Origin of the sequence: Bradyrhizobium sp. CCGB01, from assembly GCF_024199795.1 — a bacterium.
GTDB lineage: Bacteria > Pseudomonadota > Alphaproteobacteria > Rhizobiales > Xanthobacteraceae > Bradyrhizobium.
The window spans coordinates 6,701,930-6,723,525 of sequence record NZ_JANADK010000001.1; the positions used below are offsets into that span (position 1 = coordinate 6,701,930).

The following is a 21,596-nucleotide window of genomic DNA, read 5'->3' on the forward strand; positions in this document are numbered from 1 at the left end:
GCCGATGCGCGAGAACCTCCATCGTTTCTTTCGGGCAGCGCGCGGCGCCGGCGTTCATGTCTCGCCCGCCGAAAGCATCGATGCGATGCGTGCGGTGTCGCAGGTCGGTGTTTCCGACCGCGCTATCCTGCGCGACGCGCTGCTCCTGACGCTCGCCAAGTCGCAGGACGAGAAGCTCGCGCTCGGCGACTGCTTTGATCTGTTCTTCAGCCAGCCGGAGCCGCGCCAGGATCAGCCCGAGGCCAACAGCGACGACGACGCCTCGCAGGACGCGGATCAGTCGCCCTCATCAGGCTCGGCCAGCGAAGCGGGCGAAGGTCAGCCTCCGGAAGCACTTGGCCCCTTGGCGCAGATGCTGCTGTCGCAGGACCGCAACGCGATCGCGGCCGCGATCGCCAGCGCGTCGGGCGCCGCCTCCCTGTCCGACATCCGCTATTCCACCCAGCGCGGCATCTTCTCCAGCCGCATCCTCGACGCCATGGGCCTCCAACGCCTGCGCGACGATCTCGACCAATTGACCGCGACCAATCCATCGCTCGCCGAGCGCCTCCGTGCCGCTCTGGACGCCTTGCGCGAGGCGGTGCGGGACACGGTCTCGCAGGGGCTTGCGCTCTATGCCCGCGAGGAGGCCGAGAACCTCCGCAACGAGATCCTGCGCAATGCGCCGCTCGCCCGCATCGAGCGGCGGCAGGTCGCGGAGATGCGCGCCCTCATCCGCCAGATCGCGCGCCGCCTGCGCGAGCGCTATTCGAAGCCGCGCAAGCGGCAGCGCCGCGGCCATCTCGACGTCCGTCGCACGCTGCGCCGCAACGCCGCGTGGGGCGGCGTGCCCTTCCTCACCGCATGGAGGCGCAAGCATCGCGACCGGCCAAAGATCGTCGCGCTCTGCGACGTCTCCGGCTCGGTCGCGCAGGTCTCCGATTTCTTCCTGCTGCTGATCCACTCGTTGCACGAGGTGGTCGACGACGTCCGCTCCTTCGCCTTCTCCTCGCATCTGATCGAGGTCAGCGAGATCCTGGAAAAGAAATCGCCGGAAGAGGCGATGGCCGAGATCATGTCCAAGGTCGGATTCGGTTCGTCCGACTACGGCTCTTCGCTGGTCGATTTCGAGCACGATTTCATGAGCACGCTGACACCGCAGACCACGGTGATCGTGCTCGGCGACGCCCGCAGCAACAATCTCGATCCGCGTGCCGACATCCTGCGCCGCATCTCCGAGCGCTCGAAGCGCGTGGTCTGGCTCAATCCCGAAGGACGGCTCGCCTGGGGCTTCGGTGATTCCGAGATGCCGCGCTACGCGACCTTCTGCAGCGTCGTGCGCCAATGCGCGACCGCGCAGCAGCTCGAGCGCGCGGTGTCCGATATCGTGGCGACCTATCAGTAAAGTGTGATCGGGCCCCGGCGTCAGGCGGCGTTCAGCTCAGCCTGTGCGAGATTGCATTCACGAAAGTGATACGCGATTTCGTCGAGCGCGCGCTGCTCCCATTCCTGGGCCTGCGCAAGCCAGAATACCCGGCGCTCCGAATCGAGAGCCGCACGTTCACGGCACAAAAATTCCTGACCGCGAATTTCAACCAGTCTGTTCATACACTCCACTCCTGCCATGTGAAGTCATTCCCCGTGAATCAGGCTTAACAGAGTCCCGCCCCTCTCGCCTGATGATTTCTGTGCATATCGCGACGCAGAATGGGACAGCGATGCTTCCCGTGCACTGCGGTAGCTCGCGGCGCACAATCAAGAGCAGATCATCAATTAGTGATCGAAGATCGGGACGATACTCGCGTCCGAGCGATCTTAACTCTTGTGACGCAATGAAGTGCGGCAATTTGTGAAGAGACGTTCTAAACAGCTCACCGAATTCCCGACTCATTGTCGTCGCATGGTCTTCATGCAGCGCCGTTAACAGGGGCACGCGAACTTGACGATCGCTTGAGGCAACATGAGCAATGACATCGACTTCGATCTTTCGCCGGACCAATGGGAAGCGCTGAAGGCGCTTCGCAACCCCGTGTCGAACGGTCGCCTCTCGAAGGCCTACATCGTGGAAGGTCTCGTCAAGCTCGGCCTCGTTGTCGTCAGTGACGGCGTACCTTCGATAACGCCGACCGGACGCAAGGTTCTCGTGCGCGGATCATGCAGGCTCCTGGATCTCGTGGCGTGACGAGGCTGTCGCAACAGCTTTGCACGATCGCCTGAAAAATGATCCTTCGCGCGCTGCTGAGGGCGCGTCGCGGGGATGACCTCAACCCGCCAACGTAACGACCAAAGGTCCATTTCGAGTTGCGACAACCGTGTGTTCGTACTGAACCGTAGGCGCCTCGGGGCTGCCGTAGAGCGTCCATGGATCATCGCCATCCTCTGCCCACTCGGCGCCAATGGACAGGAACGGCTCGACGGTGAACACCAGGCCATCGCCCATGACGCGACGTTCGGAGGAGTCGGGCCATGTTGCGATCTCTGTCGGCTCCTCATGGAGCGACAAACCGACACCGTGACTGGCGAGGTTCTTGACGAGCGTATAGCCGTTTTTCCGGGCGAAGGCCCCGATGGCTTGGCCAATGCCGGCAATCGGCTTGCCGGCTCCAACCTGCCGCAGGCCCGTCCACATCGCCCGCCGACCATCCCTGCAAAGACGCTCGATCGAACGGGTCACGGGCGGAACGGCGAACGAGGCTCCCGTATCGGCGAAGAAGCCGCTCTTCTCAGCCGAAACGTCGATGTTGACGAGGTCGCCACGTTCGATCCGCCGGGCACCGGGAATGCCATGAGCGATCTCTTCGTTCACGCTGATGCAGGTTGCGCCGGGAAAGGCATAGGCCAGTTCCGGCGCCGAACGCGCCCCGGCAGCCTCCAGCATCCTTCGTCCGATCTGGTCGAGTTCAGAGGTGGTCATGCCGGGCTCGAGGGCCTTCCCCATCGCCTCGAGGGCGTTGGCGACGATACGCCCGACCTCTTTCAGGCAGATCAGATCGTTCTCATTCGAGATTGTCATATCGAGCTCTTCCGAAAGCCGGGACATAGCGGTTGCGATGCCGACTTGCAAACCGGAGGGCGCAACGCAGGAATCCCGGATTTTCCGACGGCCCTGGATGACCTTCCAGAACAAACCGCGACAATCTGGCACGGTAGTTGCTCCCTATTGATGATCGAGACGCGTCAAATCGGGGGAGTTCACCATGTCGACCATTGCCGCGGCACCGGCCGCCGAGTCCAAGCCGCTCTATACCTCGCTGTTCGTCCAGGTCCTTGCCGCGCTGATCCTCGGCATCGTCCTCGGCATGCTCGTCCCCGACTTTGCCGTCGGCCTCAAGATCCTGAGCGACGCCTTTTTGAAGCTGATCTCGATGATCGTGGCCCCGATCGTGTTCTGCGTCGTCGTGCACGGCATTGCCGGCGCGGGCGACCTCAAGAAGGTCGGCCGGGTCGGCGTCAAGGCGCTGGTCTATTTCGAGGTCATGACGACCGTCGCACTCGTCGTCGGCCTGCTGCTCGCTTACCTCTTCGGCCCCGGCCATGGCATGAACATCGATCCCTCGACGCTGGATGCCAAGGCGCTCAACACCTATGCCGACAACGCCCACAAGCTGTCCGGCGGCGGCATCGGCGCTTTCCTGATGAACGTGATTCCCAGCACCTCCTTCGATGCGCTGTCGCGCAACGACGTGCTCCAGGTGCTGTTCTTCGCGGTTCTGTTCGGTGTAGGCCTTGCGCTCGTCGGCGGCGAGAAGGGCGCGCTTGTCACATCGATGATCGACGCGGCCTCCACCGTGCTGTTCCGCGTCATGGGACTGATCGTTCGCGTCGCCCCACTTGGCGTGCTCGGCGCGGTCGCCTATACCGTCGGCAAATATGGCGTCGGCTCGCTGAAGCAGCTCGTGTCGCTGGTGATGCTGTTCTACGTCTCGGTCGGCATCTTCGTGCTGGGCGTGCTCGGCAGCGTCATGGCGCTCGCCGGAATCAACATCCTCAAATTCCTCGCTTACTTGCGCGAAGAGCTGACCATCGTGCTCGCGACCGCTTCCTCCGATGCCGTGCTGCCGCAGATCATGAAGAAGCTGGAGCGGATGGGCGTGAAGGATTCCGTGGTCGGCCTCGTCATCCCGACCGGCTATTCCTTCAACCTCGACGCTTTCTCGATCTACCTGACGCTTGCCGTCGTCTTCATTGCGCAGGCGACCAACACGCCGCTGTCGTTTGGCGACCTCCTGCTGGTGCTCGGCGTTTCGCTGATCACGTCGAAGGGCGCGCACGGCGTGCCCGGCTCGGCGATCGTGATCCTGGCCGCGACGCTCAACGCCGTGCCGAGCATTCCTGCCATCGGCCTCGTGCTGGTGTTGTCGGTCGACTGGTTCATCGGCATGGCCCGCGCCGTCGGCAACCTCGTCGGCAATTGCGTGGCGACGGTCGTCGTGGCCGCGTGGGAAGGCGACCTCGACCGCGCCAAGGCGGCCAAGGTGCTGGAGGGCGGCGAACTGGTGGACGTGACGGCGGGATAGCGCCCCCGCGGATCAGTCATTCCACTGGAGGAGCGGCGTTCCATACGCCCTCCTCCAGACCGACAGGAAGCGCGGAAACCAGGAGTGCGCCACGGCGCCCTTATAGGCCCAGGTGCGGTACTTCAGGCCCTGCTCCGAGATCAGCTCCTGATATCCGCCATGGACCTCGGTCGCCGTGCGAATGTCCTTCAATATCCCTTGCGCGCAGGCCCGGTAAGTATCGCTCCCCGAGAATTCGTCATAGTCCAGCATGCGATCCGCGAACTCGACGTTGAATGTCGGCCAGGAGGAACGTCCCTGGTAGGCCGGCGCTGCGATCTTGTGGATCATCTTGTTCCGCGGATTGTCCGCGGAGACCAGGAAGTGGAACGTGCTGGGGATGCGAAAGCGCGGCTCCGCAATGATCAGATCCGTCGTGGCCGCGAACAGCGCGCGCTCGCTCGCATCGTTCAGGTCCCAGAATCCGCGATGCACGCTGACGAAATCCAGCGCAACCGAGGACACCGGCGAGCCCGCCGGGCCGTCTAGCGAATGCCTGATATGGCCGTCCTTGCCGAACAGGCGCAGAAGGTCTGTCTTGTACTGAGCGAGGTCGCGTCCCAGCAGCCGCTTCAGTTCGCTCTCCTCGACGACGCCGAGCTGAACGCCCCACACGAACGTCGTGTAGACGCAGGCATTGGTGACGAAACGCCGGCGTTCCGCACGCGTGTCGGTTGCCGCAGAGCGCGGGGCGCGGGCGTCGCACAGCAAATATCTGGTCCCGTCAGCGTCGAACGGCTCCAGCTCGCTCGCGAGCTTCAGGATCGCCCGCTTCAGATCACCGCCGTATTCGGCCAGCAACAGGCGGCCGGCATGCGCGCATTGCGACATCGCCAGGTAAGGCGACGCTCTCTCCTCCGCAGAGATCATCTGCTGGAGACCGGCGAGAATACCGAGCAGCGTATCCGACGGACGCGAGAAATAGTTCACGCCGAGGTAGCGGGCCCGTCCCGCCGGGACGATGGTCGTCGTGACGATGTCGGCGCGGATCGCCTCCAGCAGCAGGCGGACGCTCTTCTCGAGCAGCCGAGCCCGCCGCACGGCGTCCTGCGAATCCATGATGGTCTCGGGGTCGAGGACATCAGGATAGAACCAGGCGAAGTCGCGCGGGTAATAGGCGGAAGCATGCGGCGCCCCCGTGACGAGGAACGCCTCGGTCACCGAAAAGGCGCTGTCCATCGAGTGCCGATAGAGGTCCTCGATGGCCGAGAACGAATGATGCGACCTCCTCAGGAATCGATCACCGAGAAAATTCACCGCCTGGAGAGCGTTGGCGACGAAGGTCGCGGCCGCGCCCTGATAAAACCGGTTTCCACGATGTGACGGCAAGGAAATATCGCTGCTCATATGCGCCTGGTATCTGGTGATCCCCGACGATGGCCGGTCACCATTCCAAGCATGACTGATTCGTGTCTCGCCCTGATGACGCGGGGCCCCTCGGTCAGCTCGCGCCGGAGCGGCCTTCTCGCGGCCTGAAATGCTCGATCACCCGCAGCAGCACGCGCGCGCCGGCGTCGGCGTCGGCGAGCTCGACGTGCTCATCCGGGTGATGGCTGATGCCGCCGCGGCAGCGGACGAAGATCATGCCGACGTCGGCGATGTCGATCATTGCCATGCCATCGTGCCCAGCCCCGCTCGGCAGCTCGAACGTTCCAAGGCCTTCGGCTTGGATCGCCTGCGCGATCTGGTCCTTCAGCCAGGGCGCGCAAGGCGCGGTGCGGTTCTCGTGAGTGACGTCGAGCTGAAGCGCCAATTGCCGGCGCTTGGTGATGGCCTCGATCTGCCGGACGACATCAGCGACCGCCCGTTTGCGGTGCATATCGGTCGGCGCGCGCATGTCGATGGTGAACGACACCTCGCCCGGAATGACGTTGGTCGCGCCGGGCCTCGCCTGGATATAGCCGACGGTGCCGACCAACCCGCTTTCGTCGGTTCGGCAAAACTGCTCGATCGCGCCGATGCATTCGGCCGCGCCGGCGAGCGCATCACGGCGCAGCGCCATCGGCACGGTGCCGGCGTGACCGGCCATGCCGGTCAACCGCGCAGCGAGCCGTGTCGCTCCCGCGATCGCGGTGACGACACCGACCGGCAGGTTCTGTGCTTCCAGCACCGGGCCCTGCTCGATGTGCAATTCGAGATAGGCGAGCAGTTCGCGCCGGGTCCGCGCGGCGGCGCCGATGTGATCGGGATCGAGGCCGAACGAGACGAGCGCATCGCGCATCGACACGCCGTCGCGATCGCGCGTGTTCAGAACGCTCTCGTCGAAGGTACCGGCCACCGCACGGCTGCCGAGGAGTGTCGAGGCGAAACGCACCCCCTCTTCATCGGCAAAGCCGATCACCTCGATCGCGAAAGGCAGGCGCTTGCCGCGGCGGTTGAGATCCGCGACGCAGGCAATCGCGGTGATCACACCCAGCGGCCCGTCCCATTTGCCGGCATCGCGCACGGTGTCGTAGTGCGAGCCGAGCATCAGGCAGGGCGCCCCCGGCTGCTCGCACTCATAACGGCCGCAGACATTGCCGATCGCGTCGAGATGCGCGCTCATGCCGGCATCGCGCATCCAGCTCAGGATGAGGTCCGCGGCCTTCCGCAACTCCTTCGTGAGATAGATGCGGGTGAGCTTGTCGCCTTCCTCAGAGATCGCGGCGAGCTCGTTGGTGCGGCACACGATCTCTTCGCCGAGTGATGCTTTCTGAACGGCGTTACCAGCACCCATCTCGGCGAGCTTTCCATTTCCTGGACCGCGGTGGTCCTTACGACGATCGATACAAGTTCAGTGCCAGCGAAAATCACCTGACCGGCACCGTCCTAATCAGCGCGTGGTTAGCACGAATGCGGGTTGCCGGCCGACCGCCCAGCTCTCGTCATACACGGCCCGAACTGGTTAAGGCTGCTTAACCAGATTGCATACAACAAGGTGATAGTGCTCAAAAATTAATCTTCCGATTTCCCTAGCACGAGACGTGAAATCTAAAAATATCAAATTCTTCAATCACGTATAAGCAATTGATTGCTTCCTAACCTTTGGCACGAAGCTTGCGACATCTCTTGCCGGCTCCGCCAGACGGCGCGGCCGCGAGAGCAAGGCGGGGCAGCCGCCAAAGGGGAGCAAGCAATGGATTTTGGCAGGATTTCACGACGTCATTTGTTGCAGGGCGGTGCGGCCCTCACCCTCGGCGCCGCGGTTGGCGTCCGCCCGGCCTTTGCGGCCGAGACGACCATCGGCTTCATCTATGTCGGCTCGCGCGACGACTACGGTTACAACCAGGCGCATGCGCAGGGCGCGGCGGCACTGAAGAAAATTCCAGGCCTCAAGGTCGTCGAGGAGGAGAAGGTGCCGGAGACCGACGCGGTCGAGAAGACGATCGAGTCCATGATCAATCTCGACGGCGCCACCCTGCTCTTCCCGACCTCGTTCGGCTACTACAACCCGCACATGATCAAGATGGCCAACAAGTTCCCGAAGCTGCGCTTCGAGCACTGCGGCGGCCTCTGGAGCGACAAGGACCCGAAGAACGCCGGCAGCTATTTCGGCTACATCGACGAAGCCCAGTACATCTCCGGCATCGTGGCCGGCTACACGTCGAAGAGCGGCAAGCTCGGCTTCGTCGCGGCCAAGCCGATCCCGCAGGTGCTGCGCAACATCAACGCCTTCGCGCTCGGCGCCAGGCTCGCCAACCCGAAGGCCACGACGCAAGTCATCTTCACCGGTGACTGGTCGATGCCGGTCAAGGAAGCCGAAGCCACCAACAGCCTGATCGACCAGGGCGTCGACGTCCTCACCTGTCACGTCGACGGTCCGAAGACCATGGTCGAGAACGCGGCGCGCCGCGGCGCCTTCGTCTGCGGCTATCACACCAACCAGTCGCCGCTCGCGCCGAAAGCGTATCTGACCGGCGCCGAGTGGAATTGGGAAGCGCTCTATCCGAAGTTCGTGAAGATGATCGCGGCCGGCGAGAGCATTCCGAACTTCTATCGCGGCGGCCTCAAGGAGGAAATCGTCAAGACCTCGCCTTATGGCGAAGCGGTTTCCGCCGAGGCACGCAAGCACGCCGACGAGGTCAAGGCAAAATTCCTGTCGGCCGATGGCTACGCGATCTTCAAGGGAGGACTGGTCGACAACAAGGGCAAGACGGTCATCCCGGCCGGGACCGATCGCGGCCAGAAGGATCCTGAACTCGAGAAGATGGACTACCTCGTCGAAGGCGTGATCGGAGCGACTTCGTGACGACGGAAGCCGCGGATTCCACTGAAGCGGTCGGGACAGTTGCCCCGGCCGCCGATCCCGGCTTTCTCCAGCGCCACGGCGGCACCATCGAATACATCCTGATCCCGGGCGCGGCGCTGGCCGGCGCGCTCGTGGTCTTCGGTATTTTTGTCGCGATGTTCGGCAAGAACCCGCTCGATCTGTATTTTTATATGTATTACGGCGCCTTCGGCACCTGGTTCTCCTGGCAGAACACGCTGACACGCGCGGCGCCCCTGATCCTCACGGCACTCTGCACGGCGCTGCCCGCGCAGCTCGGCATGGTCATCATCGGCGGTGAAGGCGCGCTCCTGATCGGCGCGCTGTCGGCGACCAGCGCCGCGTTGGCGCTTCAGGGCATGCCCCCGCTCATCGTGCAAATTGCCATGGTCATCGCCGGCGTAATCGGCGGCGGCTTGTGGATCATGCTCACAGGCGCGCTGCGCCAGTACCGCAACGTCAACGAGACAATCTCGAGCCTGCTGCTCGTCTACATCGCGCTTGCGATCCTCAACCATCTCGTCGAAGGCGTGATGCGCGATCCCGCCAGCCTCAACAAGCCGTCCACGCGCGAGATCGGCGCCGCCAACATGATCGGATCGATTCCCGGCACCGACGTGCATTGGGGACTCGTCTTCGGCCTCGTTGCCGCCATCGCCGCCTATATCCTGATCTATCACACGGTGTTCGGCTTCGCGGCGCGCGTTGCCGGCGGCAATATCCGCGCCGCAAAAATCGTCGGCCTCAGCGTCAGCAAGCTGATCCTGACCATCTGCTTCTTCGCCGGCGGCGCCGCGGGCCTTGCCGGCATGGTCGAGGTCGCGGCCGTACAGGGACGCACCAACGCCAATCTTGCGGCAGGCTACGGCTTCACCGGCATTCTCGTTGCCTTCCTGGCCCGGCAAAATCCGCTCGCGATCATACCCGTCGCGATCCTGCTCGGCGGCATCAGCGCCAGTGGCGGCCTGCTGCAACGTCGCCTCGGATTACCGGACGCATCTGTGCTGGTGCTCCAGGGCATCATCTTCGTCTTCGTGCTGGCCAGCGATGCGCTCTACGGCCGCATCGGATTCCTGAAGGGAAAATCCTGAGATGGCAGACGGATCGATCGGACTGTGGACCGTACCGCTCGCCGTGCTCGGTGGCGCCATACGCGTCTCCACGCCCTTCCTGTTCGTGAGCCTGGGGGAATGCATCACCGAACGCTCCGGCCGCATCAATCTCGGCCTCGAAGGCACGCTGGTGATGGGCGCGATGAGTGCTTACGGCATCTCGTATCTCTCCGGCTCGCCCTGGCTCGGCGTATTCGCCGCCGGCATCACCGGTGCACTGCTGGGCGCTCTGCATGCCGGCATCTGCTCGCTGCCGCGCGTCAACGACGTCGCGGTCGGCATCGCGCTGATGCTGTTCGGCACTGGACTGGCCTTCTATCTCGGCAAGCCGTTGATCGAACCCACTGCGCCGCGGCTGCCCGCGATCGATTTTGGCTGGTGGAGCGACGTCCCGCAGGTCCGCGCCGCGCTGCGGGTCAACGTGCTGTTCCTGATCGGCGTTGCGCTCGCGCCAATCCTCTATTGGGCCTTCCGCACCACGCGCTGGGGCCTTTTGATCCGCACTGCCGGCGAGAGCTCGGACGCCGCGCGCGCGATGGGCCACTCCGTGCTGCTGATCCGCCTGCGCGCGACCATGGTCGGCGGTTTCCTCGCCGGCATCGGCGGCTCCTTCCTGTCGCTGTTCTATCCCGGCAGCTGGAACGAGGGCCTGTCCTCCGGTCAGGGCATCACCGCCGTGGCCCTCGTGATCTTCGCGCGATGGGATCCGCTGCTCTGCCTGTGGGCCTCGCTCGCCTTCGGCGGTGCCGCGGCGCTGGGACCGGCCTTGCAATCGGTCGGCGTCACCTCCGGCTATCACCTCTTCAACGCCGCACCCTACATCCTGACGCTGGCGATTATGATCATCACCTGCTCGCCGAAACGCACGCTGACCGGAGCCCCGGCCGAATTGTCGATCACCCGCTAGAGAGCGAAATCATGCCCGAGCGCACCATCAAGTCCGAGCCCTATGCCTGGCCCTACAACGGCGATCTCCGCCCGGAGAACACCGCACTCATCATCATCGACATGCAGACCGATTTCTGCGGCGTCGGCGGCTATGTCGACAAGATGGGCTACGACCTCTCGCTGACCCGGGCACCGATCGAGCCGATCAAGAGGTTGCTCGCGGCGATGCGCAAGCAAGGCTTTCACATCATCCATACCCGCGAAGGCCATCGTCCCGATCTCTCGGATCTTCCCGCCAACAAGCGCTGGCGTTCGCGGCAGATCGGCGCCGGCATCGGCGATCCCGGCCCCCGCGGCCGCATTCTGGTGCGCGGCGAGCCCGGCTGGGACATCATTCCCGAACTGGCGCCCCTCCCCGGCGAACCCATCATCGACAAGCCCGGCAAGGGTTCGTTCTGCGCTACCGACCTGGAGCTGATCCTGCGCGTGCGCGGTATCGAGAACATCGTGTTGACAGGCATCACCACCGACGTCTGCGTTCACACCACAATGCGTGAGGCCAACGACCGCGGCTTCGAATGCGTGCTGCTGCACGATTGCTGCGGCGCGACCGACAAGAGCAACCACGACCACGCGCTCAAGATGATCAAGATGCAGGGCGGCGTATTCGGCGCAGTCTCGACGTCGGACGCCTTCATTGGAGCGATTTCGTGATCATCGGCGAGACGCCACCGCCGTCAGGCGCCTTCGGCGTCGACGCGATTGCCATGACCATGCGCTTCGGCGACTTCCTGGCGCTGGACAATGTCGAGCTGAAGGTCAGGCCGGGCTCGTTCCATGCGCTGCTCGGCGAGAACGGCGCCGGCAAGTCGACGCTCGTCAAATGTATCATGGGCTATTACCACGCGAGTGAAGGCGACATCCTCGTCGGCGGACGCGAGCAGGCGATCGCCAACCCGAAGGACGCCCACGCGCTCGGCCTCGGCATGGTCTACCAGCATTTTACCCTCGTGCCGGCGATGACGATCGCGGAAAACCTCGTGCTGGCACGCGACGATGTGCCAGCCATGGTGAACTGGCCGAAGGAGATGAAGGAGCTCGAGGCCTTCCTGGCGCGCATGCCCTTCAAGGTGCCGCTCGGCGCAAAGGTCTCCGACATCTCCGCGGGCGAACGGCAGAAGTGCGAGATTCTCAAGCAGCTCTATCTGAAGCGGCGCTTCCTGATCCTGGACGAGCCGACCTCGGTGCTGACGCCCGCCGAAGCTGACGAGGTGCTCGGGATGCTCCGCGACATGGTCGTCAAGGGCGAGCTGACCATTCTGATGATCACGCATAAATTCCGCGAGGTCATGGCTTTCGCCGACGACGTCACGATCCTGCGCCGCGGCAAGCTCGCGGGAGCCGGCAAGGTCGCCGAGCTCACGCCTGACGCGATGGCGCGCACCATGATCGGCGCAGAGCAGTTGACGGTGCAGCCTCCGCGCATCGGCGAGGCAGGTCAGGCCAGGCTCGAACTGGCAAAGGTCCGCGCACGCGACGATGCAGGTGCCGTCGCTGTGCATGATGTCTCGCTTACCGTGCGTGCGGGCGAGATCGTTGGCATCGCCGGCGTCTCCGGCAATGGCCAACGCCAGCTGGTCGAGGTGTTGGCCGGCCAGCGCGAGGCGGAGAGCGGCGAAGTCCGCGTCGCCGGCGAACCCTATCACGCCAGCCGCCAGGAGATGCGCCGCCACAAGATGTCGCTCCTGCCCGAGGAACCGCTGAAGAACGCCTGCGTCGGCGGCATGAGCGTCGCCGACAACATCGCCTTCCGCGAATTCGACCGCGCACCCTTCGCCAGCGGCGGCTGGTGGCTCAACCGCGGCGCCTTCCGCGACGATGCCAGGAAGAAGATCGGCCAATACAAGATCAAGACCCGCACGCCCGAGACGCCGATCGCGGCGCTGTCGGGCGGCAACGTCCAGCGCGCCGTGCTGGCGCGGGAGCTTAGCGGCGACGTCGAGGTGCTGATCGCCGCCAATCCCTGCTTCGGCCTCGACTTCGCGGCGGTGGCGCAGATCCATGCCGAGATCATGGCCGCACGCAACCGTGGCGCCGCCGTGCTGCTCGTCAGCGAGGATCTCGACGAATTGCTCGAACTCTCCGATCGTCTGGTGGTGATGTTCCATGGCGAATTCGTGTATGAAGCACGAACCAGCGAGGCCGATCTCACCGTGGTCGGCCGGCATATGGCGGGTCAGTGACCAGGGAAGAGCGATGAGCGGCGGATCCGGGCGCGACGAGCACTTCCTCCGCCTTTCCTTCGCGGTCGCCCGCCGCTCCCTCACCCATGGCAACCATCCGTTCGGCTGCGTCGTCGTCGATGCGGATGGCAAGGTGCTGGTCGAGTCCGAGAACGGCTACATGCCCGACCACGACGGCACCGCGCATGCCGAGCGCCTGGCGGCCACGCAGGCCTGCCGTACGCTCAGCCGCGAGGTGCTGGCGAAAGCCACGCTCTATTCCTCCGCCGAGCCCTGCGCGATGTGTTCAGGCGCAATCTACTGGGCCGGCATCGGCCGTGTCGTCTACGGCCTCAGCGAGCACCGCCTGCGCGGTGTCACCGGCAACCATCCGGAGAACCCGACGCTCGATTTGCCCTGCCGCGAGGTCTTTGCCAGCGGCCAGCGGCCGACGGAGGTCGTCGGCCCGCTGCTCGAGCACGAGGCCGAGGCGCTCCACGACGGGGTGTGGACGAAGTAGCTGCTTCCAAGAACTCGACTGCGTAGGGTGGGTTAGCGAAGCGTAACCCACCACTCTTTCTTCAACACGATGAAAGCGAAGAGGTGGATTACGCCTTCGGCTAATCCACCCTACGCTTCAGATGTGAATGGGCCCCCAAGCCGATCAGAACTTCACTGTCACGCCACCGTACACCGTGGACTCGGTGCAGCTGTTGGTGCTCTGGCCGGTTGCGGCGATCGTGCAGACGCCGGGCATGGCGTTGTGGTCGAGCCCGAACTTGTTCTGCCAGTATCTGTAGGCGACCCAGAGGTCGACGAAGTGCGAGTACTTGTCACCCCAGGCGGCCTTCGAGGCGTCGAAGGTCAGACGGATCGGTTCGCTGTTCAGCTCGGTTTTGGAGGCCGTGGAGAGCCGCCCGGGGCCCGAAAGCGCAGGCAGGCCGTTCGAGTCGCCCTTCGGTCCATACCAGCCGGCGCGGCCGCTGATCGACCAGAACTGCATGTTCGGCGGCAGGAAGCCCAAGTCCATGTAGTAGTTGATTTCGACGGCCCAGGTCGGCCTGTAACTGACGTTGCCATCGGAGTTGCAGGTCACCCCCGGCACGCCCGGTCCGAACAGGCCACACTCGGTGAAGGCGTTGTGGTTCGAGAACTCCCAGTACATCAACGGGGCGACGTTGATGTAACCCTTGTACGGAAGGTCGAAAGCGAACTGGAGACCGGCGACGACGTCGCGCTTGGCGGGCGCGAGGAAATTGTTTTCTGTATTGGCGTCCATGCCGACTTCGAACGAAATATTGTGCAGCGGCCCCATGCTGAAGGCCTTGGTATTGAACAGCTCGTTCCAGCCGAGGGTCGAGCGGAACAGGCCGTAGATCTCGGTCGCGCCCGCGCAATCGGCGGCGCCGCCAGTGATGGTCACGCCCGGCGCAACACAGGGGCTGGCAGGATCGTTCTTGCCCGACTTGAACATCGAGATCGTGAAGAAGTTGGTGCCGTAGGCCCAGAGGTCGAAGTGGGTGAAGGAGTAGACCTGCTTGGGGGTGGTGCCGTTGATGCTGCCGTTCGGGTTGACGCTCCACATGCCGGGGTCGGTGCCCTTGGGCATCCAGGAGAACGTCACGCGGTTGTCGATCACCAGGAAGAACGGAAGGTCCGCGGCTTTCTTGGCCGCCTTGACCGGCAGGTCCGCCGCGTGAGCCAGGTCGCCATTGACCAGCGTAGCAAGTGACAACGCCATTGCTGTCACTGCCGTAAAACGAAACGACATCCTGATAGCCCCCAAGTTTTGACAGGTCGAATTGACTGCCCCTGGGTGCGACACTTGCGCCGATATCCGGAAGTGAGAAGCCTCAACATTTCCCATGGCGTGCCGGATGTTTTGGCAGCACGCGGCGCTTCATCGCGGATTTTGCGTGTCCGCGCACGCGACTTGCGTGCGCGGGACGCGCGCACGTTGCCGGACATTCCCGTTTGGTTTTGCTCGGCTTTTGTTGGCGCTGCACGACGCATCGATCGCGAGATGCGGCGATCGCTTTACGTCGCGGCGCAGCATGCGGGAATGGGAGTGCCGCTGCTCAACTTCAGGTCAAGCCTGCACAGCGGGTTCCGATTCACTTCAAAGCGTCACAAATTTGCAACAGGCGCCCGAAGCACTGGCGCGATTGCTGCAATTGTCGATGAAGGCCAATAGCAGCGAACGAACGCCGGCGCCTGCCGAAGCGTTGAGCAAGGGATGACGCTTTTTCACATCTTACGTGGCGGTTCAAACTAGCCCACAATTGAGGCAGCTCACCCCTGTAAGCAGTCACGCATGTTAGATCCGACGCCCAACGGCCTGCATTCCAGCGAACCGCCGCTGCTCCGGACGCTCGGGCTCACCAAGCGCTATGGGGATTTCCTCGCCAACGATTCCATCGACATCGATATCTGGCCGAAGCAAATCCACGCGCTGCTCGGCGAGAACGGCGCCGGCAAGTCGACGCTGGTCAAGGCGATCTACGGGCTGATCCAGCCCAGCGCCGGCGAGATTCGCTGGCTCGGCCAGCCCATTATGCTGGCCGGCCCGTCGGAAGCGCGCAGCCGCGGCATCGGCATGGTGTTCCAGCATTTCTCGCTGTTCGACAATCTCACCGTCGCCGAGAACGTCGCGCTCGGCCTCGACGGAAGAGAATCCTTCAGGGACATGTCGGCACGGCTGGAGCAGGTGTCGAAGACTTATGGCTTGCCGCTCGATCCCAAACGCGAGGTCTGGCAATTGTCCGTCGGCGAGCGCCAGCGCATCGAGATCGTCCGTGCGCTGATGCAGGATCCGAAATTCCTGATCCTGGACGAGCCCACCGCCGTCCTGACGCCGCAGGAGGCCGACCAGCTCTTCATCGTGCTGGAACGGCTCAAGGCCGAAGGCCGCGCCGTCCTCTACATCAGCCACAAGCTGGAAGAAGTGAAGCGGCTCTGCGACACCGCCACGATCCTGCGCGGCGGCAAGAAGGTCGAGACCTGCAATCCCAGGCTCGAGACCGCCGCTTCGCTCGCGCGCATGATGGTCGGCGGCGAGATCAGGGAAGTCAAAGCACCGGCCGGACGGAAGACCACCGTGCCGCGCCTCGTCGTCAACGACCTCTCGCTTGCACCAGCCGAGGCGCACGGCGTCCGGCTCGAGCACATCTCGTTCGAGCTCAAGGGCGGTGAGATCCTCGGCATCGCCGGCGTCGCCGGCAACGGCCAGGACGAACTGTTCGCCGCGCTCTCGGGCGAACGCCTGTCGAAGGACCCCGGCACGGTGGTGATCGAAGGCATCGCCGCAGGCCACCTCTCGATCACCCAGCGCCGGAAGCTGGGCGCGGCCTTCGTCCCGGAGGAACGGCTCGGCCACGGCACCGCGCCGCGCATGAAGCTGTCGGAGAACGCCCTGCTCACCGGACACGCGGCCAGCGGCATGGTCCATCACGGCTTCATCGACACGGCGGCCACGCTGAAGACGGTCGATCGCGCGACCGAAACGTTCGACGTCCGCAAGGCCAAGCGCGATCCGGAAGCTGCCAGTCTTTCCGGCGGTAATCTGCAAAAGTTCATCGTGGGACGCGAGATCCTGCGCAACCCGGCGGTTCTCGTCGTGAGCCAGCCGACCTGGGGCGTCGATGCCGGCGCCGCCGCCGTCATCCGCCAGGCACTGCTCGATCTCGCAACCGCAGGTGCGGCCGTGCTCGTGACCAGCCAGGACCTCGACGAGCTCGCCGAGATAGCCGACCGCATCGCCGTCATGTTCCACGGCCGGCTCTCCGCGCCGCTCGCGACAAGCGACGCGAGCCGCGAAAAGCTCGGCCTTCTCATGGGCGGCAGCAGCCTCGAGCCGAAGGAGGCCGCGCATGCAGCTGGTGCTTGAGAAGCGCGCCGAGCGCTCCAACACGATCGCGCTGGTCTCGCCGCTGATCGCGATCGGCCTCACGATCGTGACCATGGTCATCCTGTTCGCGATCCTCGGCAAGAATCCGCTGCTCGCGCTGCACGCCTACTTCATCGCGCCATTGACCGACGGCTATTCGCTCCAGGAGATCGCGGTGAAGGCCACGCCTTTGGTGATGATCGCGATCGGGCTGTCGCTCTGCTATCTCGCCAATGCCTGGAACATCGGCGCGGAGGGGCAATTCCTGATCGGCGCTGTCGCCGGAAGCTGGATCGCGGTGAAGACACAGGGCACCGATGTCGGGGCCTGGGTGCTGCCGGTGATGCTCGTGCTCGCAGCCGCGGCCGGCGCGCTCTACGCGTTGATCCCCGCGATCTGCAAGGTGAAGTTCGGCGCCAGCGAAATCCTGACCAGTCTGATGCTGGTCTATGTCGCCGACCTCTTCCTCGACTATCTCGTGCGCGGCCCATGGCGCGACCCGCACGGCTTCAACTTCCCGACTACTGCCGAGTTCGATCCGGTCGCAACGGTGCCCCTGTTGATCGAGGGCGGCCGGCTGCATCTCGGCTCGATCATCGCCCTGCTCGTCGTCGCGGCAGCGGCAATCCTGCTCGGGCGCACCATCAAGGGTTTCGAGATCCGCGTGGTCGGTGCGGCGCCTCGCGCGGCGCGGTTCGGCGGCTTCAATGCCAACCAGCTGATCATCCTGACCTTCGCCGTCTCCGGCGCGCTCGCAGGTCTTGCCGGCATCATCGAGGTCGCGGGTCCGGTCGGGCATCTCCAGCCCGGCATCTCGCCCGGTTACGGCTTTACCGCGATCATCGTCGCCTTCCTCGGCCGGCTGAACCCGCTTGGAATATTAATTGCAGGCCTCTTTCTCGCATTGACCTTTATCGGCGGCGAGCAGGCGCAGATCGCGATGAAGATCCCGTTGGACGTGACCAAGGTTTTCCAGGGCATCTTGCTGTTCTACGTGCTCGCCTGCGATTCCCTGATCCTCTACCGCTTCAGGCTGGTGTTCCCAAACCGACAGGTGACTCGTGGAGCTGGTTGAAGCCATCATCCTTTCGGTGCTCGCCGCATCGACGCCGTTGCTGATCGCGGCCACCGGCGAGCTCGTGACCGAGCACTCCGGCGTGCTCAACCTCGGCGTCGAGGGCATGATGATCGTCGGCGCGGCCTGCGGCTTTGCGGGTGCGTGGCTCACCGGCTCGATCTTCATCGGCGCGCTGTTCGGCATCGTCGCGGGCACGCTGATGTCGCTGATCTTTGCGCTGATGGCGCTCGGGCTCGCCGTCAACCAGGTTGCAACGGGTCTCGCGCTGACCATCCTCGGCGTCGGCCTGTCCGGCCTGATCGGCGCCGGCTTCGTCGGCGAGCGCATCGCACCGGCCGTGCATCTCGCCATTCCCGGCCTCACCGACATCCCGCTGATCGGCCGCGTGCTGTTCGGCGAAGATGCCTTCGTCTATTTCTCCATCGCGCTCATCATCGGCGTTTGGTGGTTCCTGTACCGCACGCGGGCGGGCTTGATCCTCCGTGCCTGCGGCGACAATCATGTCTCCGCGCATGCCCTCGGCTATCCTGTTCTGCGCATTCGCACCTTCGCCGTGATGTTTGGCGGCGCCTGCGCCGGGCTTGCCGGCGCCTATCTGCCGCTCGCCTATACGCCATTCTTCATTCCCGGCATGACGGCGGGCCGCGGCTGGATCGCGCTGGCGCTGGTCGTGTTCTCGTCCTGGCGGCCGGGACGGCTCGTGGTCGGCGCCTATCTGTTCGGCGCGGTGACGATCCTGCAACTGCACGCGCAGGGCTGGGGCGTCGGCATTCCCTCGCAGTTCATGTCGGCGCTGCCTTACCTCGCGACCGTCATCGTGCTGGTCCTCTTGTCCCGCGCGCGCACCGGCGGCTCGACCGCACCGGCGGCGCTCGGCACCGTGTTCGTGCCTGATCGCTGATCTTTTTCCGCGAGGTGCGCGATGGGGCGCGCAAATTGCGGATCGTGGCCTTCCCCTGATGTTTGGAGATTGATGATGAGGAAATCACTTCTTGCGCTGGCTGCCGGGCTTTTGCTTGCCGGCAGCGTCAGTGCAGCCTCCGCCGCCGACAAGCTGAAGGTCGGTTTCATTTACCTCGGTCCGATCGGCGACCTCGGGTGGACCTACCAGCACGACCTCGCGCGCCAGGCACTGGTGAAGGAGCTGGGCGACAAGATCGAGACCACCTATCTCGAGAACGTGCCCGAAGGCCCCGACGCCGAGCGCTCCATCGAGCAGCTCGTCCGCGCCGGCAACAAGCTGATCTTCACGACGTCGTTTGGCTACATGGACCCGACGCTGAAGGTCGCCAAGAAGTATCCGAACGTGCATTTCGAGCACGCCACCGGCTACAAGCGCAATCCGAACATGTCGACCTACTCGGCCAAATGGTACCAGGGCCGCTACATCCAGGGCCTGATCGCGGCCAAGATGTCGAAGTCCGGCGTGCTCGGCTATATCGGCTCGTTCCCGATTCCGGAGGTCGTCTCAGGCATCAACGCGACGATCCTGGCGGCGCAGACCATCAACCCGAACATCAAGGTCAAGATCATCTGGGCCAACACCTGGTTCGATCCGGGCAAGGAGGCCGATGCCGCCAAGGCGCTGATCGACCAGGGCGCCGACGTCATCATGCAGCATACGGATTCGCCGGCGGCGATGCAGATCGCCAGCGAACGCGGCAAGCTCGCCTTCGGTCAGGATTCCGAGATGATCAAGTTCGGGCCGAAGACCCAGCTCACCTCGATCCTGGACACCTGGGGCCCCTACTACATCGAGCGCGTCAAGGCCGAACTCGCCGGCACCTGGAAGTCCGAGGACAGCTGGGGCGGCCTCGACAGCCACATGTTCGCGATGGCGCCCTATACCAACATGCCTGACGACGTGAAGAAGATCGCCGAGGACGCCCAGGCTGCGATCACAGCGGGCAAGCTGAATCCGTTCAAGTGCCCGATCGTTGGGCAGGACGGTAAGCCGATCGAGTGCAAGGGCGGCGATCACCTCGACGACGGCCAGATCCTCGGCATGAATTTCTACGTGAAGGGTATCGACGACAAGCTGCCGGGCAAGTAGCACGCTTCTTGCATTGCCTAAAACACCTGCTCCTCCCGGAGGAGGTTCGGAGGGGGTGGCCAGAAGCACCCGGCACTTGTGGTCGCCCCCTCTTTTATTTTGCCTTGATTATCCCGCCTGCATCGCCCGCGCCGCTGCGCTGTGGCGGCGGATGAGATCGGCGACATCGAGGCCGGGGATCGCGCCGTCGATCACGGCCCATCGTCCCGCCACCATCACCCGGTCGGCCCGATGCGCCCCGCACAGCACCAGCGCGGCCAGCGGATCGCCTTGGCCGGAGAAGCGCAGCTCGTCGAGCTTGAACAGTGCGAGATCGGCGGCCTTGCCGACGGCGATCTCGCCGAGTTCGGGACGGCCGACGCAGGCCGCCGAGCCCTTGGTGGCCCAGCGCAGCGCATCCTTGTGGCTGACCTTCGTCACCCCATAACGGGCCCGTTGCAGCAGGAACGCCGCGCGCACCTCCTGCATCAAATTCGATCCGTCGTTCGAGGCTGAGCCGTCGACGCCGATGCCGATACCGACACCGGCCTCCTCCATCTCGCAGACGGGACAGCAGCCCGAGGCCAGGAGCTGGTTGCTGCAGGCGCAGTGGCTGATGGTCGTCTTCGCCTTGCCGAGCCGCTTCATCTCCTCGGCATTGAAGAAGATGCCGTGGGCGAGCCAGGTGCGCGCATTGAGCCAGCCGCATTGCTCGAGATAGTCGAGCGGACGGCAGCCATACATCTCCTGGCAGAATTTGTTCTCGTCCTCGGTTTCCGCAAGATGAGTGTGCAAGCGGACGTCGAGCTTTTCGGCGAGGTCCGCGGTGGCACGCATCAGGGATGTCGTCACCGAGAACGGCGAGCACGGCGCCAGCGCAATCTGCACCATCGCATCCGCGCCGCGCTGGTGATGCTTTGCAACCACGCGCGCGCTGTCGGCCAGGATCGTGTCCTCGTCCTGCACGACGCTGTCAGGCGGCAGGCCACCGTCGCGCTGCGACAGGTTCATCGAGCCACGCGTCAGCAGCACGCGCACGCCGAGCCGTCTTGCGACCCCGACCTCGATATCGACGGACTCCTCGAGCCCCGCCGGGAACACATAGTGATGATCCGTCGTGGTGGTGCAGCCGGAGAGCAGGAGCTCGGACATCGCCACGGTGACGCCAAGCTCGAGCGCATCAGGCGTCAGCTTCGCCCAGACCGGATAGAGCGCTTGCAGCCAGGGAAACAGCTCGCGGTCCATCGCCGCCGGCAGCGCCCGCGTCAGCGTCTGGTAGAAATGATGATGGGTGTTGATGAGCCCCGGCAGCACGACATGCTCGCTTGCGTCGAACATTGCGACATCCGCCGTCGCCGGCACGCCGCCGGCTGGCACCAGCTCGACGATCCGGCCATCCCTGATCACGATCCCGCGCTCGGCTCCGTCGGCGAGGATGGCGAGGGGATCCCTGATCCAGATCGGCTTTGCGTCGCTCATGATCCCGATTCTCCTCACATTCGCGCGACAAGCATTTGCTGCGGCCAACTGCCCAATCGCCGTCCCGCTACGACTTGTTTGTTGCGACTTGGCTCCGGTCTTGCAAGACTCATCTGCA

20 protein-coding genes are annotated in these 21,596 nt (G+C 64.2%); 14 read left to right on the forward strand and 6 right to left on the reverse strand.

Annotated elements, in window-relative coordinates; all coding sequences use genetic code 11:
* Positions 1–4 precede the first annotated feature (4 nt).
* Positions 5–1,384, forward strand: a complete 1,380-nt coding sequence (locus NLM25_RS31380) for a VWA domain-containing protein (protein ID WP_254139585.1) — start codon at positions 5–7, stop codon at positions 1,382–1,384.
* A 20-nt stretch (positions 1,385–1,404) separates the two neighbouring features.
* Here the strand turns inward: NLM25_RS31380 and NLM25_RS31385 are convergent, their stop codons facing one another.
* Positions 1,405–1,587 (reverse strand): hypothetical protein, encoded by a 183-nt coding sequence (locus NLM25_RS31385; RefSeq protein WP_254139586.1) that lies wholly within the window; start codon positions 1,585–1,587, stop codon positions 1,405–1,407.
* Between the two features lie 352 nt (positions 1,588–1,939).
* On the opposite strand from NLM25_RS31385, the gene NLM25_RS31390 reads away from it, so the two are divergent.
* Positions 1,940–2,161, forward strand: a complete 222-nt coding sequence (locus tag NLM25_RS31390; RefSeq protein ID WP_254139587.1) for a hypothetical protein — start codon at positions 1,940–1,942, stop codon at positions 2,159–2,161.
* A gap of 81 nt (positions 2,162–2,242) precedes the next feature.
* On the opposite strand, the gene map is transcribed toward NLM25_RS31390, so the two are convergent.
* Positions 2,243–2,992 (reverse strand): type I methionyl aminopeptidase, encoded by a 750-nt coding sequence (gene map / locus NLM25_RS31395; RefSeq protein WP_254139588.1) that lies wholly within the window; start codon positions 2,990–2,992, stop codon positions 2,243–2,245.
* A gap of 184 nt (positions 2,993–3,176) precedes the next feature.
* Here map and NLM25_RS31400 point away from each other — a divergent pair, with 184 nt between their 5' ends.
* Positions 3,177–4,496, forward strand: a complete 1,320-nt coding sequence (locus NLM25_RS31400) for a dicarboxylate/amino acid:cation symporter (protein ID WP_254139589.1) — start codon at positions 3,177–3,179, stop codon at positions 4,494–4,496.
* Between the two features lie 12 nt (positions 4,497–4,508).
* On the opposite strand, the gene NLM25_RS31405 is transcribed toward NLM25_RS31400, so the two are convergent.
* Both NLM25_RS31405 and NLM25_RS31410 read right to left on the reverse strand, forming a co-directional pair.
* Positions 4,509–5,882 carry a hypothetical protein gene (locus tag NLM25_RS31405; RefSeq protein ID WP_254139590.1) on the reverse strand — a complete coding sequence of 458 codons (1,374 nt, stop codon included), beginning with the start codon at positions 5,880–5,882 and terminating at the stop codon, positions 4,509–4,511.
* A 94-nt stretch (positions 5,883–5,976) separates the two neighbouring features.
* On the reverse strand, positions 5,977–7,251 hold the full coding sequence (locus NLM25_RS31410; RefSeq protein WP_254139591.1) for an allantoate amidohydrolase: 1,275 nt from the start codon (positions 7,249–7,251) through the stop codon (positions 5,977–5,979).
* A 399-nt stretch (positions 7,252–7,650) separates the two neighbouring features.
* Here NLM25_RS31410 and NLM25_RS31415 point away from each other — a divergent pair, with 399 nt between their 5' ends.
* The 6 genes from NLM25_RS31415 to NLM25_RS31440 are packed head-to-tail and all read left to right on the forward strand — an operon-like array spanning position 7,651 to position 13,523.
* On the forward strand, positions 7,651–8,763 hold the full coding sequence (locus tag NLM25_RS31415; RefSeq protein WP_254139592.1) for a BMP family ABC transporter substrate-binding protein: 1,113 nt from the start codon (positions 7,651–7,653) through the stop codon (positions 8,761–8,763).
* Positions 8,760–9,872, forward strand: coding sequence for an ABC transporter permease (locus NLM25_RS31420; RefSeq protein ID WP_254139593.1), 1,113 nt, complete (start codon positions 8,760–8,762; stop codon positions 9,870–9,872). Before NLM25_RS31415 ends, NLM25_RS31420 begins: the two co-directional genes overlap by 4 nt.
* A gap of 1 nt (position 9,873) precedes the next feature.
* Entirely contained in the window at positions 9,874–10,800 is a 927-nt protein-coding gene (locus NLM25_RS31425; RefSeq protein ID WP_128938955.1) for an ABC transporter permease, read from the forward strand.
* Between the two features lie 11 nt (positions 10,801–10,811).
* Positions 10,812–11,495 (forward strand): cysteine hydrolase family protein, encoded by a 684-nt coding sequence (locus tag NLM25_RS31430; RefSeq protein WP_254139594.1) that lies wholly within the window; start codon positions 10,812–10,814, stop codon positions 11,493–11,495.
* Entirely contained in the window at positions 11,492–13,024 is a 1,533-nt protein-coding gene (locus tag NLM25_RS31435; protein WP_254139595.1) for an ABC transporter ATP-binding protein, read from the forward strand. The genes NLM25_RS31430 and NLM25_RS31435 overlap by 4 nt, the downstream gene beginning before the upstream one ends.
* Before the next feature lie 13 nt (positions 13,025–13,037).
* Positions 13,038–13,523 (forward strand): nucleoside deaminase, encoded by a 486-nt coding sequence (locus NLM25_RS31440; RefSeq protein ID WP_254139596.1) that lies wholly within the window; start codon positions 13,038–13,040, stop codon positions 13,521–13,523.
* Between the two features lie 144 nt (positions 13,524–13,667).
* Here the strand turns inward: NLM25_RS31440 and NLM25_RS31445 are convergent, their stop codons facing one another.
* A complete protein-coding gene (locus NLM25_RS31445) occupies positions 13,668–14,774 on the reverse strand; it encodes a hypothetical protein (RefSeq protein ID WP_254139597.1) in 1,107 nt (368 codons plus the stop codon).
* 54 nt (positions 14,775–14,828) lie between these two features.
* Here NLM25_RS31445 and NLM25_RS31450 point away from each other — a divergent pair, with 54 nt between their 5' ends.
* From NLM25_RS31450 to NLM25_RS31470, 5 genes are all read left to right on the forward strand, one after another.
* Complete coding sequence (locus NLM25_RS31450) at positions 14,829–15,197, forward strand: hypothetical protein (RefSeq protein ID WP_254139598.1); 369 nt, start codon at positions 14,829–14,831, stop codon at positions 15,195–15,197.
* A gap of 120 nt (positions 15,198–15,317) precedes the next feature.
* On the forward strand, positions 15,318–16,889 hold the full coding sequence (locus NLM25_RS31455; protein ID WP_254139599.1) for an ABC transporter ATP-binding protein: 1,572 nt from the start codon (positions 15,318–15,320) through the stop codon (positions 16,887–16,889).
* Positions 16,873–17,964, forward strand: a complete 1,092-nt coding sequence (locus tag NLM25_RS31460) for an ABC transporter permease (RefSeq protein ID WP_254139600.1) — start codon at positions 16,873–16,875, stop codon at positions 17,962–17,964. The genes NLM25_RS31455 and NLM25_RS31460 overlap by 17 nt, the downstream gene beginning before the upstream one ends.
* The gene (locus NLM25_RS31465) at positions 17,951–18,868 is read left to right on the forward strand and encodes an ABC transporter permease (protein WP_254139601.1); all 918 of its coding nucleotides are present in this window, start codon (positions 17,951–17,953) and stop codon (positions 18,866–18,868) included. The genes NLM25_RS31460 and NLM25_RS31465 overlap by 14 nt, the downstream gene beginning before the upstream one ends.
* A gap of 75 nt (positions 18,869–18,943) precedes the next feature.
* Entirely contained in the window at positions 18,944–20,020 is a 1,077-nt protein-coding gene (locus tag NLM25_RS31470) for a BMP family ABC transporter substrate-binding protein (protein WP_254121566.1), read from the forward strand.
* 108 nt (positions 20,021–20,128) lie between these two features.
* On the opposite strand, the gene NLM25_RS31475 is transcribed toward NLM25_RS31470, so the two are convergent.
* Positions 20,129–21,478: an 8-oxoguanine deaminase gene (locus NLM25_RS31475; RefSeq protein ID WP_254139602.1), complete on the reverse strand. Its 1,350-nt coding sequence runs from the start codon at positions 21,476–21,478 to the stop codon at positions 20,129–20,131.
* Between the last annotated feature and the right edge of the window lie 118 nt (positions 21,479–21,596).

Coding starts and splice junctions, on each gene's coding strand:
- NLM25_RS31380 (WP_254139585.1), top strand. CDS start 5: ATGCGCGAGAACCTCCATCGTTTCTTTCGGGCAGCGCGCGGCGCCGGC.
- NLM25_RS31385 (WP_254139586.1), bottom strand. CDS start 1,587: ATGAACAGACTGGTTGAAATTCGCGGTCAGGAATTTTTGTGCCGTGAA.
- NLM25_RS31390 (WP_254139587.1), top strand. CDS start 1,940: ATGAGCAATGACATCGACTTCGATCTTTCGCCGGACCAATGGGAAGCG.
- map (WP_254139588.1), bottom strand. CDS start 2,992: ATGACAATCTCGAATGAGAACGATCTGATCTGCCTGAAAGAGGTCGGG.
- NLM25_RS31400 (WP_254139589.1), top strand. CDS start 3,177: ATGTCGACCATTGCCGCGGCACCGGCCGCCGAGTCCAAGCCGCTCTAT.
- NLM25_RS31405 (WP_254139590.1), bottom strand. CDS start 5,882: ATGAGCAGCGATATTTCCTTGCCGTCACATCGTGGAAACCGGTTTTAT.
- NLM25_RS31410 (WP_254139591.1), bottom strand. CDS start 7,251: ATGGGTGCTGGTAACGCCGTTCAGAAAGCATCACTCGGCGAAGAGATC.
- NLM25_RS31415 (WP_254139592.1), top strand. CDS start 7,651: ATGGATTTTGGCAGGATTTCACGACGTCATTTGTTGCAGGGCGGTGCG.
- NLM25_RS31425 (WP_128938955.1), top strand. CDS start 9,874: ATGGCAGACGGATCGATCGGACTGTGGACCGTACCGCTCGCCGTGCTC.
- NLM25_RS31430 (WP_254139594.1), top strand. CDS start 10,812: ATGCCCGAGCGCACCATCAAGTCCGAGCCCTATGCCTGGCCCTACAAC.
- NLM25_RS31440 (WP_254139596.1), top strand. CDS start 13,038: ATGAGCGGCGGATCCGGGCGCGACGAGCACTTCCTCCGCCTTTCCTTC.
- NLM25_RS31445 (WP_254139597.1), bottom strand. CDS start 14,774: ATGTCGTTTCGTTTTACGGCAGTGACAGCAATGGCGTTGTCACTTGCT.
- NLM25_RS31455 (WP_254139599.1), top strand. CDS start 15,318: ATGTTAGATCCGACGCCCAACGGCCTGCATTCCAGCGAACCGCCGCTG.
- NLM25_RS31460 (WP_254139600.1), top strand. CDS start 16,873: ATGCAGCTGGTGCTTGAGAAGCGCGCCGAGCGCTCCAACACGATCGCG.
- NLM25_RS31470 (WP_254121566.1), top strand. CDS start 18,944: ATGAGGAAATCACTTCTTGCGCTGGCTGCCGGGCTTTTGCTTGCCGGC.
- NLM25_RS31475 (WP_254139602.1), bottom strand. CDS start 21,478: ATGAGCGACGCAAAGCCGATCTGGATCAGGGATCCCCTCGCCATCCTC.